Below are 19740 nucleotides of genomic sequence, written 5' to 3'. Positions count from 1 at the left end.
TATTAAGTTCATATATTTATTTGATTACTTAGTCTACAAGGAAAGAAGCATGAGTACACATTTAGACTCTAATGACTTATTATCTCAAAAAATCTATTGGATAAATAAACTATCGGGAGAATTACCTGAAACAAATCTGATGTTAGACTATGTAAGACCTTTATTTTATAGCGGTAAAAATAAATCTCTTAGCTTTGATTTATCAAACAATTTATCTCAATCAATCATTAAACTGGCTCAAGGTTCTCATTTTTCAATATACTGGATACTAGTATCTGCATTGAATATATTGCTGCAAAAGTATACTCGAAACAATGATGTTATTATTGGAATACCAATATATGAGAAACTTTTTCTAAATGAGATAAATAACAAAGTTATTCCATTGCATACTCAGGTAAAACCTCATCTCTCATTCAAAGATTTTCTTTTTCAAGTCAAAGATTCAATAATTAGTGCTTACAACAACCAAAGCTGTGATTTTGATGAAGTAATCCAGTTGTTGAATATATCAAAAATTCCTAACCGCCATCCAATTTTTGACATAGTAGTTTGTTTAGAAAATATTCATAATAAAAATAATTTAAATCAACTAAATAATGATATTATAATTTCTTTAAAAGTTGATTGTGGAAGTATTAGTGTTGACATAGAGTATAAGGAATATTTGTTTCAAGATGAAAATGTAAAATTCCTAAGTAGATATTATACTAATCTTCTTGAAAGCTGTATTAATCAAGTAAATACTAAAATATCAGAGATTGTTTTCTTAAAAGACTTCGATCGACACCAGATATTAACAGAGTTTAATAATAAAACCAAACAGTATCCTGTTACCCAGACAATAAATCAATTATTTGAAACCCAAGTATCTGAAACTCCAAATAATATAGCCGTCATTCATCAACACACTCAACTCACATATCAAGAACTAAACCATCAAGCGAATCAGCTAGCTGAATTATTGCGGAGATTAGGAGTCTGTAAAGGAGAGTTTGTCGGAATTTTTAAAGACCGCGACATTAACTTTCTCATTGCTATTCTTGCTATATATAAGGCAGGTGGAGCATACGTACCCATTGATAGCACTTACCCACCAAATCGAATTAAGTATATGCTATCTAATAGCGAAGTGAGGTTTTTATTCACGGATTATTCGCTATTCAATGTTTTATCAGACCTGGGAGAAGACTATTCTCAATTATCATCGATTATTTGCTTAGATAGCATTGCTAATGATCGGACGCTATTTCTTAGACCAGAAAATTTAAAGATATATAATAAATTGGATTTTCAGCAGCTATCTCATGATAATCTAGAAAGTATCAATGATGCTGTTGACCCAGCTTATATGCTTTACACTTCTGGGTCTACAGGATTACCAAAGGGGGCAATTGTCAGGCATGATGGTGCAATTAATCATATTTATGCCCAATTTGATGAGTTGGATTTAACGCCAGAATTTTGTTTTCTGCAAAGCGCTCCTGCTTCTACAGATATTTCTGTATGGCAATTTTTAGCACCACTTCTAATTGGTGGAAAGACAGTAATAGTAGATATCGAAACCGTTGCGATTCCTGAGCAGTTATTTCTTGCACTCAAATCACAAAAAATTACAGTTGTTGAATTAGTACCAGCATTATTTGTCGGCTTGCTTGAATATACTTCCCAGCTACCGATTCACCAAAGAGAATTACCTGATTTAAAATGGATGATGGTTGTCGGGGAACCAGTATCGGTAAGTTTGGTAAATAAGTGGCTTGAGATATATCCCGAAATCAAAATAGTTAACGCCTATGGTCCAACTGAGGCTGCTGATGATATCACCCAGTTTATCGTTGACAAGCCTTTGCCAGAAAATCAGCGAACGGTTCCAATTGGGAAACCATTAGCTAATTTAAATCTCTACATTCTGGATGGAGAAATGCAATTATTACCCATTGGCGCTCCTGGAGAGATTTGTGTATCAGGAATTGGTGTCGGTGATGGCTACTGGAAAAATCAAGAAAAAACTAATTTCAGTTTTGTTACCAATCCATTTACAGATGTTAGTCAGAAGTTACCAGAAAATCGCAAAGATTTAATCTATAAAACTGGAGATTTAGGAAGGTGGCTTCCTGATGGGAATATAGAATTTCTCGGACGTATTGACCATCAGGTGAAGATTCGTGGTTTTCGGGTTGAACTTGGAGAAATTGAAACATTTTTGCTTCAGCACCAAGCTGTTAGAGAAGCTGTAGTTGTAGTTATGGAGGAAAACCCTGATGATAAACGCTTAGTGGCTTATGTTGTTCCTAGCGCTGAGTGCGATCGCAATGACCTAAGTAGTAGCAAACTAATTCAACAACTACGCGATTTACTTAAAGAAAAGCTACCTGGGTATATGATACCTTCTGCGATCGTACAGATTGAAGCATTGCCTTTAAGTCCCAGTGGTAAAGTAGATCGCCGCGCATTACCTGTACCAAATTTCCAGAATGAATCGGAACTAGGCTTCGTTGCACCCCGTACTCCCACAGAGGAGATAGTTGCTGACATCTGGATTCAGATATTAAAGCGAGAGCATATAGGCATTTACGATAACTTTTTTGACTTGGGTGGACATTCTTTATTGGCTACTCAAGCGATTTCCAGGTTACGGAAAGCTTTTAAGGTGGAATTGCCTTTACGCAGTTTATTTGAAGCACCTACACTAGCTCAGTTGGTAGAACGGATCGAGAAGATGCTTGCAGTCCAACAGCTAGAGCTTGTTTCTATGGACGAGGTAGACTGCGATCGCGAGGAGATAGAACTATGAAAACTATTGAAGAGTTCTTATTATACCTTGACAGCCTCAACATCAAATTTAGAGTTGATGGCGATCGCTTATACTGTAACGCTCCTCAAGGGGTACTCTCACCAGAGTTAAGCACTCAGTTACGAGAGCGGAAACAAGAAATCCTCACACATTTAACATCAAGCGTTGCTCTTTTGCCCATAGTACCTGTTCCTCAAAATGCCAATTTACCCCTGTCCTTTGCCCAACAAAGGCTATGGTTTCTGAATCAGTTAGAGCCAAATAGCACCACTTACAACCTTCCCTTTGCCGTGCGTCTTACTGGTACGCTGAATGTGCCTGCATTGGAACGAAGTCTCAACGAAATTGTGCAGCGTCATGAAGCCTTGCGAACCACTTTTGCGATCGCCAATGGACAACCAATTCAGGTGATTACTCCAACCCTAACCTTGAAGCTATCTGTGGTGGACTTGCAAGAGTACTCAATAACAAAGCAAGAAACTGAAGTTTTGCGGTTAGCAGTTCAAGAAAGTCAGTCGCTTTTTAACTTAGCGCAGGGGCCTTTGCTGAGGACGACTTTGTTGCACTTAAGCGAACAACAATATGTCCTGTTGTTAATCATGCATCATATTGTCTCTGATGGCTGGTCTATAGGGCTACTCATCAAAGAAGTAACAGCACTTTACGAAGCTTTCTGCAAAGGACAGCCTTCCCCACTCTCGGAACTACCAATACAGTACGCTGACTTCGCAGCTTGGCAACAAAACTGGTTACAGGGTGAGGTACTTAACACCTTACTTACATACTGGAAAAAGCAATTAGGAGATAATTTACCAGTTTTACAATTGCCTATAATTCGTCAGCCTTCAGAAATGAAAACCTCTCAGGAGGAGCGGCAAAATTTTATACTTTCTAAAACATTATCTCAAGCGATTAAAAAGTTAGGTGATAGTGTTGGAACGACATTATTTATGACTCTACTCGGAGCATTTAAAGTTTTATTATATTGGTATACAGGCGACATAGATATTGTTGTCGGTACTGATATTGCCAACCGAAATAGAATCGAAATAGAGAATTTAATCGGTTTTTTTGTTAATCAACTAGTATTGCGTACTAACCTATCTGAAAATCCCACTTTTAGCGATCTTTTGCAACGAGTTCGGAAGGTTTGTTTGGAAGCTTATGCTCACCAAGATTTACCATTTGAAAAACTAGTTAGCGCTCTGAATCCAAAAAGAGACTTCAACCAAACTCCTCTGTTTCAAGTCAAGTTTATCCTCCAAAATGCCCCCATACATTCTTTAGAGCTTTCAGACTTAACTTTGACTAGCTTAGATTTAGAAAATCAGATAGCAAGTGTTGATTTACTTTTAGAATTAACCGATACCAACCAAGGAATAGTTGGGTTATTTAAATACAATAAAGACCGATTTGATGCTAGTAGCATAACCAGATTAATAAATAATTTTAAAACAATTTTATCTCAAATTATTATAGAACCTACTATGAGCTTAAATCAGTTAGAAGAAATGATTATAAAATCTGATAAAGAATATCAATTGAGTGAAGAACGGAAACGTAAAGAAAAATCTCAACAAAAATTAAGCACAATTAAACGAAAAGCGATCGCAATTGAAGTAGAGAAGTAAAATGGAACAGATAAAAGTAAGTAATTCTAATTTCAAACCGGAATTTAATAGAGCTACTAGAAAATCCATAAATCTACAAAAAGAATTAATTAAACTAGATAATTCGGGAGGCGAACAAATACCACTAATAATAAAACCTTCTATATCAGATGTCGATCTTGCAGATTGGGCGGAAGCAAATCGAGAATTTTTAGATACACATTTAACTAAACATGGTGCTATCCTTTTCCAAGGATTTAATATTACTACAGCAGCCGGATTTGAAAGATTTGGTCTAGCGGTTTGCTCAGAACTATTCAATGAAAACGGCGAACATACCCGTGAAACACTAACCGGCAAAGTTTATACTCCAGTTTTTTACCCTGCGGATAGCAAGTTATTATGGCACAACGAAAATTCTTTTAATTATCGATGGCCTAGAAAAATTCTGTTCGGTTGTCATCAACCTGCACAGCAAGGAGGAGAAACTCCAATAGTTGATAGTCGTAAGGTATTTCAACTGATAGAACCCAAAATTAGGGACAAATTTGTTGAAAAGCAGGTTATGTATGTTCGTAATTATGGAAACGGATTAGGACTTGACTGGCAAACAGTTTTTCAAACTCAAAGTAAAGCAGATGTAGAAAAGTTTTGTCAAAGCAACTTAATTGAATTTGAATGGAAAAGTAATGGTGGTTTGAAAACTATTTCAATTCGTCCAGCGGTAATCAAGCATCCTCAAACAGGCGAATTGTCTTGGTTTAATCAAGCACAACATTGGCATTTAGCTTGTTTAGAAACGCAAACCCGCGAGTCGCTTTTATCAACTTTTAAAAAAGAAGATTTGCCACGAGATTGTTTTTACGGAGATGGTACTCTTATTGAAGACTCAGTAATGACACACATTTGTGATATTTATCAAAATTTAGAAGTATCTTTTCCTTGGCAACAAGGAGATATATTATTACTAGACAATGTGTTAACCGCTCATGGACGCAATCCCTATGTGGGAGAACGTAAGCTTTTTGTGGCGATGAGTGAACTGATAAGTTTTAGCCATACTTGAGATAGTTAAAATATTTTTCTTCAACTCACCACCTCAATATTTAATTAAATCACCGCCACTTATTATAACTGCTGAAAATTACGATCGAATTGGAAATGTAATTTTATCAAATAAAATGCAACAAATAATTCAAGGTTTTCCATTATCTCCTCAACAAAAGCACCTTTGGTTATTACAAGAAAGTAGTAATTTATATTGTAGTCAATGTGCTATCCTTGTTGAAGGAAATGTCAATGTAGAGGTATTAAAAGAAGCGTTAGAGAAAGTTATCGCTAAAAATGAAATTCTTCGCACAAGTTTTCATCGCCCACGTGGTCTAAAAATACCTGTTCAAGTGATAGAAACTAACACTAGTGTATCTTTTGACGAGTATATTTTAGAGAATCAATCTTCTCATGAGGAAGAAATAGAAGCATTTATTGAGAAATTTAAACAAGAATCTAGACAATTACAACCAGGTCAATTATTAAAATTATATTTACTAAAATATTCATTAAAAAAATACATTTTATTTATAAATTTGCCATCTCTTTGTGCAGATTATAAAACATTAATAAACATAGTTAATGAAATTAGTCAGCATTACACTGCCTGCTTGCAGAATGCAGAACTCAGCGAAGAACCACTACAATATGCTGATGTCGCTACATGGCAAAATGAATTACTGGCAGCAGAGGAGACTACATCAAGGAAAAATTATTGGCAGCAAGTAGATTTTTCTGCTCTGGATAGCTTAAAACTTCCTTTAGAGAATAATCTTTCTGACAAATCGGAATTTGAACCTAAATTGATTAAGTTAGCTATTCCTAGTGATTTACTAACTAAAATCGATCGGATTGTCCAAAAATATCAAATTTCGATAGATATATTCTTCCTGACTTGCTGGCAAACTCTAATTTGGCGTTTAACTGGGCAATCAAACTTAATTATAGGTTTAGGCTGTGATGGTCGCAATTATGAAGAATTAAAAACAGCGCTAGGTTTATTCGCCAAATATTTACCCCTTGCTTATCATTTACAAGAAAATGAATCATTCAGTAATACCTTAATAAAGGTTAAAAACTTAACCGATGAAATACTAGAATGGCAGGACAGTTTTAGTTGGGACGCATTTGCTAAAACAAATGTAAATGAGAGTGAAGAGTCATTTTTACCATTTTGTTTTGACTTTGCAGAAACGGTAAGTAATTATTCTGCTCCTCAAGTAACATTTTCAATTTATCAGCATTACGTCTGCTTTGACCGATTTAAAGTAAAACTTTCTTGTGTTTGTACACAAGATGATTTAGTCAAATTAGAATTTCACTATGATGCAAAGCTTTTCCGTCAAGAAGATATTCAACGTTTGGCGAATCAGTGGCAAACTTTGTTAACTAGCGTTATTGACAATCCCTCTACAGCCATATCACGCCTGGATATCCTCAGTGAAGGAGAGCGTGAAGAACTTTTAGTTGCATTCAATAACACTAAAACGGGAGAGCTAGAATACACGTGTATCCATAATTGGTTTGAACAGCAGTGCGATCGCACGCCAGACAATATTGCTATTGTTTATAAAAATCAGCAGCTTACCTACCGGGAATTAAACAGTCGCGCTAACCAGCTAGCTCATTACCTACAACAATTAGGTGTGAAGCCGGATGTAATGGTAGGACTTTGTGTAGAGCGATCGCTTTTTATGGTCATCGGACTTTTAGCTGTCCTCAAAGCAGGTGGTGCTTATGTACCAATTGATCCTAGCTATCCCTTAGAAAGAAAAACTTTTATACTAAACGATTCTCAAATGCCAGTGCTGTTGAGTCAACAGCATTTAATTCCAGATTTAGCTACAGATGGCATTAAAGTAATTTGTATTGATAGCGATTGGCAAACTATAAAGCAACAAAAAGTTGAAAATCCAATTACTAAAACAACCGAATTAAATTTAGCCTATGTTATTTATACATCCGGTTCTACTGGTAAACCTAAAGGAACTCTAATTCCTCATCAAGGATTAGTTAACTACTTAAGCTGGTGTACCAAAACATATCAAGTAGAACAAGGAGCAGGAACTTTAGTTCACTCACCTTTGGGTTTTGACTTAACAATCACCAGTCTTTTTTCACCTTTATTAGTTGGTCGTACTGTCGAATTACTATCAGAAGAACAAGGTATTGAAACTCTTTCCCAAGCTTTAAAGAAAAGCTCAAATTTAAGTTTAGTGAAAATCACCCCTGCTCACTTGGATTTACTTAAACAACAGTTATCCCAAGAAGAAATAGCAAATAAAACTAGAGCTTTTATTATTGGTGGGGAAAATTTATTAGCTGAAAGCATCACCTTCTGGCAAGATGTAACTCCAGATACAATATTAGTAAACGAATACGGCCCCACAGAGACAGTAGTAGGCTGCTGTGTTTATCAAGTTCCAGTCGGTAAGCACTCTACAGGCTCCATACCCATTGGTAGAGCCATCGCTAATACCCAACTGTATATTCTAGACCAATATTTGCAACCAGTAGCAATGGGAGTACCCGGTGAATTGCACATTGGTGGACTTGGGTTAGCCAGAGGTTATCTCAATCAACCTGAATTAACAGCCCTTAAATTTATCCCCAATCCCTTTAGTAAACAAGAAGGCGATCGCCTTTACAAAACAGGTGATTTAGTTCGTTTTCTACCGAGTGGAGATATCGAGTATATCGGCCGCATTGATAACCAAGTTAAAATCCGTGGTTTCCGTGTTGAACTGGGAGAAATTGAAGCAGTTATCAATCAACATCCATCAGTATCAACAAGTGTAGTTATCCTTCGGGAGGATAAATCTGGAAATCAAAGTTTAATAGCTTATACAACTCTCCAGCCAGACAAAACATTAACTATTCCTGAACTGCGCCGCTTCTTGGATAATAAATTGCTCGATCATATGCTACCAACAGCATTTATGATATTAGAAGCATTACCATTAACATCTAATGGGAAAGTAGACCGTCAAGCACTGCCTATGCCCGATGCTCTACGCCCAGAGTTAGAAGTTGCTTATGTAGTACCGCAAACTGAGGTCGAGAAGACAATAGCCTCTGTTTGGCAAAAAGCTTTGAATCTTGAAAAGATAGGCATTCACGATAATTTCTTTGAAATTGGCGGTCATTCATTACTCTTAGTGACAGTTCACAGCCAATTGCAGGAAATATTAAAAGTAGAACTGTCAACCCTTGATTTGTTTAGATATCCCACCATCAATTCTTTAGCAGAATATTTAAATTCATCTCCAAATTCCACAGCATTTTTACAAGAGAATGATATTCAAATAGAGAAAATTTTATCTGGTAAGGCGCAACAGAAAAAACGTCTACAGAAAATGAAATCAGTTGAAAATAATTAAGGAATTAACAAATAATGAATATTCCAACTGGTGCATACCATAGTAATGGTTCAGAAATCGCAATTATTGGATTATCAGGAAGATTTCCCGGAGCAAAAAATGTTGATGAGTTTTGGAATAACCTCCAAAATGGGATAGAATCAATTTCTTTTTTCAGTGATGAAGAACTGTTGGCAGCAGGAGTAGATGCAGCGCTGATCGGCAATCCCAACTATGTTAAAAGAAATGCTGTAATAGAAGATGCAGAACTTTTTGATGCTGAGTTTTTTGGCTTTAATCCCAGAGATGCAGAAATTACTGACCCGCAACACCGGATTTTTTTAGAGTGTGCTTGGGAAGCGCTGGAAAAAGCAGGCTATAATTCCGAAACCTACAATGGTTCTATCGGTGTTTTCGCTGGTTCTAACTTCAGCGGTTATTTACTAAACATTTATTTTAATCAAAATATTAGAAACTCAGTAGACGAACAACAAATAGCGATCGCTGGCGACAAAGATTACCTGGCGACACGTACTTCTTACAAACTTAATTTAACGGGGCCTAGCTATACAGTTCAAACCGCTTGCTCAACTTCATTAGTAGCAGTACATTTAGCCTGCCAAAGTTTACTTAACGGTGAATGTGATATCGCTTTGGTTGGCGGTGTTTCCATCAGCGCCTCAAGAAAAGCTGGCTATCTTTATAACCAAGGGGGTATTAATTCTCCTGATGGACACTGCCGCGCCTTTGATGCTAAAGCAGGGGGAACAGTGGGCGGAGAAGGTGTAGGAATCGTTATTTTAAAAAGATTAGAAGACGCTCTAACTGATAGAGATTCTATTGATGCTGTGATTAAAGGTTCGGCGATAAATAACGATGGCTCAAACAAAGTTAGCTACACAGCACCTCGGATAGAAGGTCAAGCTAAAGTTATCAAAACTGCTCAAGTTGTTGCAGAGTTAGATCCAGAAACAATAACTTATATTGAAGCTCACGGTACAGGAACATCTTTAGGAGATCCAATTGAAATCGCAGCACTGACGCAAACATTTAGAAGCAGCACAAAAAAGAAAAACTTTTGTGCAATTGGTTCCCTAAAAACAAATATTGGGCACTTGGATGCTGCTGCTGGTGTTGCAGGTTTAATTAAAACTGTCTTAGCTCTTAAACACAAACAAATTCCTCCTAGTTTGCACTTTGAGCAACCGAATCCTCAAATTGATTTTGCTAACAGTCCCTTTTATGTCAATAACAAACTTTCTCAATGGGAAGTAGACAAACATCCTAGACGAGCAGGAGTCAGTTCTTTTGGTATTGGCGGTACTAATGCTCATGTAATTTTAGAAGAAGCTCCAGTTTTTACCAGCAAAAAAAGTATTTCTCGTCCTTGGCAGTTGTTAGTTCTATCTGCAAAAACTCAAACAGCTTTAGAATCTGCTACAACTAATCTTATTGACTATTTAGCACACCATCCTGATACCAATCTTGCTGATGTAGCTTATACTTTACAAGTTGGTCGCCGAAATTTTAACCATCGTCGGGTAGTGCTATGTCAGGATACTCAAGATGCTATAAAAATATTAACAGCGCCAGATCAACAAGGAGTTTTGAGTAATTTTTCAGAAACCCGTAACCATTCAATTGTATTTATGTTTCCCGGACAGGGAGCGCAGTATGTAAACATGGGACGGGAATTATATGAAACAGAAGCAATTTTTCGGCAACAAGTTGATGATTGCTCTGAATTGCTAAAACCCCATTTAAAGTTAGACCTGAAAGATATACTTTATCCCTCGACAGTAGAAACTACACAAGAACAACTTAAACAAACTTCCTTAACGCAAGTTGCGCTATTTGTAATCGAATATGCACTTGCTAAACTTTGGATGGCGTGGGGCGTACATCCGCAAGTGATGATTGGTCACAGCATTGGTGAGTATGTAGCTGCTTGTATTTCTGGTGTTTTTTCTTTAGAAGATGCATTGACTTTAGTCGTAATTCGCGGACGACTGATGCAACAAGTTGAACCAGGATCGATGCTTTCCGTTTCTCTCTCTGCCAAAGAAATACAACCTATGTTAGGTTCAGAACTTTCTTTAGCAGCTAGCAATGCGCCATCTCTTTGTGTGGTTTCTGGGACGAAGGAAGCGATCGCAGCATTACAAAATAGTTTGATTGAGCAAGGTGTTGATTGTCGTCTCCTGCACACATCTCACGCTTTTCATTCTCAGATGATGGAGCCGATTTTAGAGCCATTTGTACGGCAAGTTAAAGATGTCAACCTACAACCACCTCAAATTCTTTTTGTTTCTAATGTTACCGGAACTTGGATTACAGCAGAACAGGCGACCGATCCTGACTACTGGGCTAGACATCTACGGCAAACCGTATTATTTAACGAGGGAATCGCCGAATTGCTGCAACAGCCACGAACCCTATTGGAAGTTGGCCCGGGACGAACATTAACTACCTTAGCCAAACGACAGTTGATTTCACCGCCTGTAGTTCTAACTTCGTTGCGACATCCCCAAGAGCAAATTTCTGATGTTGCATTTTTGCTCAATACTCTTTCTCGGCTTTGGCTATCAGGATTGCAAATAAACTGGGCAAGCTTTTATACAAAAGAGCAACGCAGACATATTCCTTTGCCTACCTATCCTTTTGAGCGTCAGCGTTACTGGATTGAAGCTAACCCCGAAACTGTATTATCAAAGGCATGGCAAAAATCATTAGTTAAAAAGCCAGATATTGCCGATTGGTTTTATATTCCAATTTGGAAACAATCTACACTACTTGAGTTTTCCCAAGGGAAGGAATTAGTAACTGAGCAAAACACCCACTGGTTAATTTTTATCGATGATTATGGAATTGGAGGCGAAGTTGCTAAACGACTCGAACAGCAAAGTCAAAATGTAGTTACAGTTAGGGTCGCAGACAAATTTACGAAGCTGAACAAATATACATATACCATTGACCCACAGCAAAGTGATGACTACGATGCCTTGCTTCAAGAACTCCAAAAAGAGAGTTTAATTCCAAATGGATTAGCTCACTTTTGGAGCATTACGCCAGATGATACTTTATCTGGTAATAAGTTCAGAAAACAAACGCCGGAAGATTACCAGAATCTTGGTTTTTGGAGCTTATTGTATTTAACCCAGGCATTAGGAAGGCAAAATATCAGCAATTCTCTGAAGTTAAGGGTTGTAACTAATAATCTATATAATGTCATTGGTGATGAAATTTTATGCCCAGAAAAAGCAACAATCTTGGGGCCGTGTAAGATAATTCCCAAAGAATATTTAAACATTAATTCCTGTGCGATCGATGTAGTAATTCCTGCTTCTAATATCCCACCAACACCAAAATTTATCGACTATCTGATTACTGAACTGACAACACAGCAAACCAATAATATAGTTGCTTACCGTGGATCTCATCGCTGGATTCAAACCTTTGAAACTGTTCGTCTGGATGAAAGCACCCCAGCTAAAACTAAGTTAAAGCCAAGAGGAGTTTATTTAATTACTGGTGGACTTGGTGGTATAGGTTTGGTGTTGGCGGAATATTTAGCCAAGACAGTACAAGCTAAGTTGGTTTTAATTGGAAGAAAGGGATTACCGGAGCGATCGCAGTGGGAACAATGGCTAGAAACTCATGATAGCCAAGATAATATTAGCTGTAAGATCCAAAAAATGCTTCTACTAGAAGAGTTAGGATCAGAAATTGAAATTAAAAGTGCCGATGTTGCCAACTACGAACAAATGCAAGTAGCTGTTACTGAAGCCTTAGAAAAATTTGGTCAAATCAATGGGGTTATCCATGCGGCAGGTATTGCTGGTGGTGGCATTGTTCAATTAAAAACACAGGATTTAGCAAACAGCGTATTAGCACCAAAAGTTAAGGGCACATTAGTATTAGAGGAGATTTTCAACTTAAAAAATATTAACTTAGATTTTTTAGTACTTTGTTCATCTCAAAGTTCGATCTTGAACGAATTTGGACAGGTAGATTATTGTGCAGCTAATGCATTTCTGGATATTTATGCAGATTATCGTACTGCTAAATCCGATCGATTTACAGTGGCAATCAACTGGGGTACTTGGCAAGAAGTAGGGATGGCAGTAGAGACAGCACTACCAGAACAATTAAAGCATCAACGTGAAGAGGATCTCAAAAAAGGAATATTATCTCAAGAAGGTGCCGAAGCTTTTAATCGGATTTTGCTAAGTAGCTTGCATCATGTCGTTGTCTCTCCACAAGACTTCCAAACGGTAATTGAGCAAGACAATTCTTTCAATTATCTAGAACAAGAATTAGCGTTTTTATCAGATGCATCAAAAACAAATCTTTCTCAACTAAGCCATCCACGTCCAAGCTTGGTAAATGCTTATGTTGCTCCTTGTAACGAAATAGAGCAGAACCTTGCTGACATTTGGCAGCAATTTTTGGGCATCGATCGAGTTGGAATTTATGACAACTTTTTTGAGTTGGCAGGAGATTCGATTATTGCAATTCAAATTGTTGCCAAAGCTAATCAATTAGGTTTAAAGCTAACTTCTCAACAAATGTTCCTACACCAAACTATTGCTGAATTAGCAACAGCCACAAGTGCAGATCCAAGCAAGGAAAATCAAAATAATTCCAGAACTGGAGAAATACATCTCACCCCCTTTCAGTATCGTTTGTTCGATAAAAATCAGTCAAACGAACATTTATTAAGCCAGTCTTTATTATTAGAAATTCCACAAATATGCAATCCCCAAATATTAGAGCAGGCTGTACGATATGTGATTGAATATCATGATGTATTTCGTCTGCGTTTTATTCAAAAAGAATCTGGATGGCAACAAATTGAAGCTGGCACTAACGATCTAATGGAGTACAAGCATATAAATTTGTCTCAACTTTCAAAAAATGAGCAAAAATATGCTTTTGAATCTGCTATCATAGAATTACAAAGCAACTTCAATTTAAGTGAGGGGTCGCTTGTAAAAGTTGCTTTTATTGAATTGCGATCGCAGCAAAATAGCTACCTAATAATTAGCATTCATCATCTTTTAGTAGATACTGTTTCTTGGCATATTTTGCTAGAAGATTTACAAACAGCCTATCAACTACTCACTCAAGGTAAAGCGATCCATTTGCCTGATAAAACTACTTCATTCAAGCGGTGGATGCAGTGTGTGCAAAAATATGACCAGGCTTCAGAAATGCTCCAAGAGCAAGACTACTGGTTGGCAAAAGCGGAAAAACCTCTCCACAGTCTACCTGTTGACTATTCTGCAAATAAAACTACAGTAGCCAATGTCGATCTGGTATCAATTTCTCTAAATAAAAAGGAAACGCAAGCATTATTAAAAAATGTCAATAAGGCTTACAATACCCAGATAATCGATGTTTTATTAACAGCGTTGGTGCAATCTTTTGCAAAGTGGACGGGGGAGCAGCAACTATGGGTAGATATTAAAGATAATGGTCGAGATATAATCTTCAAAGATGTAAATGATATATCTCTATCTCGTACAGTTGGTTTATTTACAACTTGCTTTCCAGCCATTTTAGATATAACAGAGGTTTCTAATCAAGGCAATGCATTGATAGCAGTCAAAGAGTATTTACGCAGCATTCCAAACAAAGGTATTGGTTACGATATACTACGCTATATAACCAACAATTCAGAAATCAATTCAAAGCTACAGTATTTTCCGCAGCCTCAGGTAAGTTTTAATTACTTAGGTAATTTTGATCCTACTATATCGCAGTCATCTTTATTTGATTTAACCGAACAGTCTATTAGACTTAGTGAAAGTTCAAGTGCAGAAAGATTTTACTTAGTGGAAATAAATGGAATTATTGTTCAAGAACAACTGCACTTGAATTGGACTTATAGTTCAGCTGTTCATCGTCGAGAAACAATTGAAACTTTAGCACAAAGCTTTATTGAAGCTACACAAAGCCTTATTGCCCACTGTGAGTCTCTTGAAGCAGAAAAATATACACCTTCTGATTTTCCCAGAGCAAACTTGAACCAACAAAACCTAGATAAATTTCTGGCAAAAATTAACCGAGCAAGTGAGAAAAACGCACAATGAAAACAGAAAATGTCGAGGACATTTATGAACTAACACCCGTACAAAAGGGTATGCTCTTTCACTGTTTGTATGCAAGCGAGTCAGCATTATACTTTTTTCACCATACCTTAACTTTGCATGGTAATCCAAATGTAGAGGCTTTTGAACAAGCATGGCAGCAAGTAGTTGATAGACATACAGTTTTGCGTACAGGATTTTATTGGGAAGACATTGATAATCCATTACAAGTTGTCTATAAACAAGTAAAAATTACTTTAAATCAATACGATTGGCGTGGTGTTGAGGAAGCAGAACAACAAAAGCGATTAAAATCATTTCTAGAGAGCGATCGCCAATTAGGTTTTGACTTTTCGCAACCATGTCTAATGCGGATAACTTTAATTCGTTTTGCTGATGAACGCTATGAATTTATTTGGAGCAATCACCATATCACCACAGACGGATGGTCTGGGCCGATAATATTAGAAGAATGCTTACAAATTTACGAGGCGCTTTGTGAATGCAAAAAAGTGACCTTAGCGCCAGCTCGTCCTTTTAGAAATTATATCGACTGGTTGCAGCAACAGAATATAGCTAAAACTGAAAGTTTTTGGCGCGAAGCATTACAAGGAATCAAAGCACCAACTCCTCTAACTTATATAGAAAATAATCAATTATCTAACCAAGAAGAAAGGTACGATGAGGAGATAATTAAACTATCGGAAGCAACTACAAAATCACTGTTATCTTTTGCTAACAAAAACCGCCTTACCCTTGCCACATTAGTTAATGGAATCTGGTCTATCCTCCTTAGTCGTTACACCTGTCGTAACAATGTAACTTATGGATTCACTGTCACAGGAAGACCAGTAGATTTAGTTGAAGTAGAGTCAATGGTTGGTATGTTCATAAATACCTTACCAATAAATGTCAAGTTAAATCCTGAGCAGCAGGTTTTGTCATGGCTACAAGAATTTCAGATCCAATTAGTAAAAGCACGCCATCATGAATACACTCCGCTTACTCAAATCCAGGGTTGGAGTGAAGTACCACGAAATTTACCTTTGTTTGAAACAATTGTTGTGGTTGAAAACTTTCCAGTCAGTCAATTTTTAAAAGAATGGAAAGGGAATATAGAATTTGAACTCACTGGAACTTATTACAGAAATAACTACCCTTTAAACTTAGTTATATATCCAGAAACAGAAATTTTAGTAGCAGTTTCATACGATTCTCGCAGATTTGATATTGCTACAATTACTGGGATAATTAGAGATTTTCAAATACTGCTACAACAAATCATGGTTAATCATGATGTTCAAATTAAAGACTTATCATTTTCAACACTACAGCAACAGCAAATATCAAAACTTCTAGAAAAAGAAGTATTGTTTGATTGGCAATTAGTTCCAATATCTTGAAATACTGATAATATTTTAGATTTAGCTTGTTTTTAGAGCACTTTAAAAATGCTTTTTCTACTAAAAAGCCGAAAATTAAAAAGATTCCAAAGGATAAAGTTATGATTGTTTCATCGGCAATAGAAAGAAGATATAAACTTTCAAGTGATGAGTTTTATAAAGATTATGTTGAATTAGGAAAACCAGTCATAATTTCTGGAGTAATTATCAATTGGAATGGTTTTGATAAATGGTCTTTAAAATACCTTAAAAATTTATCTCCTTCTCTAAATATTTATGCAAAGAAATTTAGCGATAACAAAATTGAGATATGTAGTTTGACAATGGAAAGATATATAGAATTAATAGAAAATTATGAACAAGATCCTCAAAATAATACTCGACCGCCATATTGTCATGACCTACCCTTATTTAGCTTAATACCTTCTTTAGTGAAAGATGCTCAACCATTTCCTTATAATTATTTGCCAGAATGGTATTGGCATAAGTGGTGGCGTTACTGCCAGTTTTTCTTAGGTTCTTCTAATAGTGTTACACCATTACATTTTGATTGCCTTCTGACTAACAATATTTTTTTTCAGATTGTTGGACGCAAACAATTCACTATATTACTACCTGAAGATGCTAAATATTGTTATCGCAAAGGCTGGCGATGGTTTCTCGTTAATCCAGAAAATCCAGATTTAAATAAATATCCTGAATACAAAAATGCAAGACCGATTCAATTTATTGTCAATCCTGGAGATATTTTATATATGCCCCCTGGAACACTGCATCATGTTCGGAGTTTAGATATGTCAATTTCTTTTAATATAGATTGGCATACTCCAAAAAGTTCGCTCAATGGTCTAGCAGCTATTACAAAAGGAATGCCAATTCAAAATTTATACTATAACTTTTTGTTAGCTATGGGTTTAGTTTTAAAACTACCTCCTCAAATTATTTTTAAATTTTATAAGTCTTATCTAAATTATGTTTCTTAAAAAGTAATACATTTCTCTGAAGATGTGCAATATACATAATCGCTAGACTGATTAATCCCTTTCGTAATTCAAACAGAACACTCTCATGAATATATTTGAAAAGTGTGAATCAAACGTCAGAAGCTATTGCCATAATTTCCCTGATATATTTCATAGAGCTAAAGGTTCTATAATTTATTCAGACTCAGGAAAGGAATATATTGACTTTTTTGCAGGAGCAGGTGCTTTAAATTATGGGCATAACCATGACTATATAAAACAAAAGGTTATGTCATATTTAGATGCCGATGGAATTGCACATGGTTTGGATATGTATACTTCAGCTAAAGAGAAGTTTTTAGCTAAGTTTGATGAGGTAGTATTAAGTTCAAAACAATTAGATTATCGCATTCAGTTTTGTGGGCCAACAGGAACAAATGCAGTTGAAGCAGCTTTAAAGTTAGCCAGAAAAGTAAAACAAAGATCGGGTATATTCTCCTTCATGGGAGCATATCATGGAATGACTTTAGGAAGCTTATCTATTAGTGGTAATGTCGGAATTAAAGCCGGGACAATTGGGACATCAAATAATGTAACCTTTATGCCTTATCCTTATGGATTTATGGAAAGCTTTGACACAATAGAATATATAGAAACAGTTTTAAATGATGTCAATTCTGGAATTGAAAAACCAGCAGCAATAATTTTTGAAACAGTGCAAGCTGAAGGTGGAGTTGTTATAGCTCCTATTGACTGGATGCAAAGACTGAGGAAGTTGTGTGACGAGAATGATATTTTATTAATCTGTGATGATATTCAAGTCGGCTGTGGTCGAACAGGGCCTTTCTTTTCTTTTGAAAGAGCAGATATAGTTCCTGATATGGTAGTACTATCTAAATCTATTAGTGGGTATGGGTTTCCAATGTCGTTATTATTGATTAAGCCGGAGTTGGATATATGGGAACCGGGCGAACATAATGGTACTTTTAGGGGTAATCAATTGGCATTTGTAGGAGCTACAGCTGCTCTAGAGTATAGAGAAAGTTGTAATTTTGAACAAGATGTTAAGGCTAAAGAGATTTTCTTGAAAAAATTTCTCACTCAAAAAATATTACCAATAAATGAATACATATCAATCCGTGGAATTGGGATGATTTGGGGCATTGATGTTAAAAATTTTGGCGGTAGTAGTTTAGCTAAAAGGATCACATCGCGTTGTTTTGAACTAGGATTAATAGTTGAAAGAGCAGGCAGAAATGATACTGTTATTAAAATTTTGCCTCCTTTAATAATTGATATGCTTACTTTAGAGAAAGGATGTTTGATTATCAAAGAAGCTTTTGATTATTGCATACAAAACTAGATATACATACTAGTATTTACAACTTGGAAAAGAATTGGTTACAAGCCAGGGGAAAACTATGGGTATACATTTACAGTCAAATGACTTCTTTTCTCAAAAAATTTATTGGATAAATCAATTATCGGGAGAACTACCAGAAACAAATCTAATGCTGGACTATGCAAGACCTTTGTTTTCTAGTGGTAAAAATAAATTTCTGAGTTTTGATTTACCAATTGATTCATCTCAATCAATCATTAAGCTAGCTAAAGGCTCTTACTTTTCAATCTATTTGATGCTTGTAGCTTGTTTTAATATATTGCTACAAAAATATACTAGAAATAATGATGTTATTATCGGAATACCAGTATATGAGGCAATTGATATCGATTGCGTAAATGCTAAAGTTATTCCTTTGCGTACTCAAGTCACACCTCAAGTTTCATTTAAAGATTTACTTTTTCAAGTCAAAGATGCTACGATCGCAGCTTATAGTCACCAAAACTATAATTTTGATGAACTAATTGATTTATTAGAACTACCAACAATTCCTAATCGCCATCCCATTTTTGACATAGTTGTTTGCTTAGAAAATATTCATAATAAAAATAATTTAAACGAACTTAATAATGACATCACAATCTCTTTTACAATTAACGGCGAAAGTATTAGTGCCAATATCGAGTATAAAGAAGATTTCTTTCAAGATGAAAGTATAAAATTAATGAGTAAATATTATACTAATCTTCTAGAAAATATTCTAAATAACGTTGATACTAAAATCTCAGATATTGTTTTCTTAAAAGAAGCTGACCAAAATCAGTTATTAATAGAATTTAACAAGAAAATAAAACAATATCCAACTGATAAAACAATAAATCAATTATTTGAAACCCAAGTATCTGAAACTCCAAACAATATAGCTGTTATTCATCAAGAAACTCAACTAACGTATCAAGAACTAAATCATCAAGCTAATCAGCTAGCTGAATTATTGCGGAAATTAGGAGTCTGTAAAGGAGAGTTTGTCGGAATTTTCAAAGACCGCGATCTCAATTTCCTGATTGCTATTCTTGCTATATATAAGGCAGGTGGAGCATACGTACCCATTGATAGCACTTACCC

At 35.9% G+C, this 19740-nt stretch carries 9 protein-coding genes; all 9 read left to right on the top strand.

Going from position 1 to position 19740, the window contains the following annotated elements; translation table 11 throughout:
* The first annotated feature begins 49 nt into the window (after nt 1-49).
* Nucleotides 50-2797, top strand: a complete 2748-nt coding sequence (locus RMZ95_RS25425) for a non-ribosomal peptide synthetase (protein WP_409883783.1) — start codon at nt 50-52, stop codon at nt 2795-2797.
* A complete protein-coding gene (locus tag RMZ95_RS25420; RefSeq protein ID WP_409883781.1) occupies nt 2794-4428 on the top strand; it encodes a condensation domain-containing protein in 1635 nt (544 codons plus the stop codon). The genes RMZ95_RS25425 and RMZ95_RS25420 overlap by 4 nt, the downstream gene beginning before the upstream one ends.
* A gap of 1 nt (nt 4429) precedes the next feature.
* On the top strand, nt 4430-5473 hold the full coding sequence (locus RMZ95_RS25415; RefSeq protein WP_409883779.1) for a TauD/TfdA family dioxygenase: 1044 nt from the start codon (nt 4430-4432) through the stop codon (nt 5471-5473).
* Between the two features lie 115 nt (nt 5474-5588).
* Nucleotides 5589-8837: a non-ribosomal peptide synthetase gene (locus RMZ95_RS25410; RefSeq protein WP_409883777.1), complete on the top strand. Its 3249-nt coding sequence runs from the start codon at nt 5589-5591 to the stop codon at nt 8835-8837.
* A 14-nt stretch (nt 8838-8851) separates the two neighbouring features.
* Nucleotides 8852-14911 carry a beta-ketoacyl synthase N-terminal-like domain-containing protein gene (locus RMZ95_RS25405; protein ID WP_409883775.1) on the top strand — a complete coding sequence of 2020 codons (6060 nt, stop codon included), beginning with the start codon at nt 8852-8854 and terminating at the stop codon, nt 14909-14911.
* Nucleotides 14908-16311 carry a condensation domain-containing protein gene (locus tag RMZ95_RS25400; protein ID WP_409883773.1) on the top strand — a complete coding sequence of 468 codons (1404 nt, stop codon included), beginning with the start codon at nt 14908-14910 and terminating at the stop codon, nt 16309-16311. The genes RMZ95_RS25405 and RMZ95_RS25400 overlap by 4 nt, the downstream gene beginning before the upstream one ends.
* 26 nt (nt 16312-16337) lie before the next feature.
* Nucleotides 16338-17294 (top strand): cupin-like domain-containing protein, encoded by a 957-nt coding sequence (locus tag RMZ95_RS25395; protein WP_409883771.1) that lies wholly within the window; start codon nt 16338-16340, stop codon nt 17292-17294.
* A gap of 85 nt (nt 17295-17379) precedes the next feature.
* The gene (gene ectB, locus RMZ95_RS25390; protein WP_409883769.1) at nt 17380-18636 is read left to right on the top strand and encodes a diaminobutyrate--2-oxoglutarate transaminase; all 1257 of its coding nucleotides are present in this window, start codon (nt 17380-17382) and stop codon (nt 18634-18636) included.
* 58 nt (nt 18637-18694) lie between these two features.
* Nucleotides 18695-19740 (top strand): condensation domain-containing protein (locus RMZ95_RS25385; RefSeq protein WP_409883767.1); only part of this gene is annotated, 1046 nt, incomplete at its 3' end.

The organism is Nostoc sp. DedQUE07 (genome assembly GCF_034530975.2).
In the GTDB taxonomy this organism is placed as follows: Bacteria; Cyanobacteriota; Cyanobacteriia; order Cyanobacteriales; family Nostocaceae; genus Nostoc.
This window is presented reverse-complemented; position numbering and strand designations above follow the sequence as displayed.

Excerpts from the sequence above, each read along its gene's own strand:
- RMZ95_RS25410 (WP_409883777.1), top strand. The coding sequence starts at position 5,589 with ATGCAACAAATAATTCAAGGTTTTCCATTATCTCCTCAACAAAAGCAC.
- RMZ95_RS25425 (WP_409883783.1), top strand. The coding sequence starts at position 50 with ATGAGTACACATTTAGACTCTAATGACTTATTATCTCAAAAAATCTAT.
- RMZ95_RS25400 (WP_409883773.1), top strand. The coding sequence starts at position 14,908 with ATGAAAACAGAAAATGTCGAGGACATTTATGAACTAACACCCGTACAA.
- RMZ95_RS25415 (WP_409883779.1), top strand. The coding sequence starts at position 4,430 with ATGGAACAGATAAAAGTAAGTAATTCTAATTTCAAACCGGAATTTAAT.
- ectB (WP_409883769.1), top strand. The coding sequence starts at position 17,380 with ATGAATATATTTGAAAAGTGTGAATCAAACGTCAGAAGCTATTGCCAT.
- RMZ95_RS25405 (WP_409883775.1), top strand. The coding sequence starts at position 8,852 with ATGAATATTCCAACTGGTGCATACCATAGTAATGGTTCAGAAATCGCA.
- RMZ95_RS25420 (WP_409883781.1), top strand. The coding sequence starts at position 2,794 with ATGAAAACTATTGAAGAGTTCTTATTATACCTTGACAGCCTCAACATC.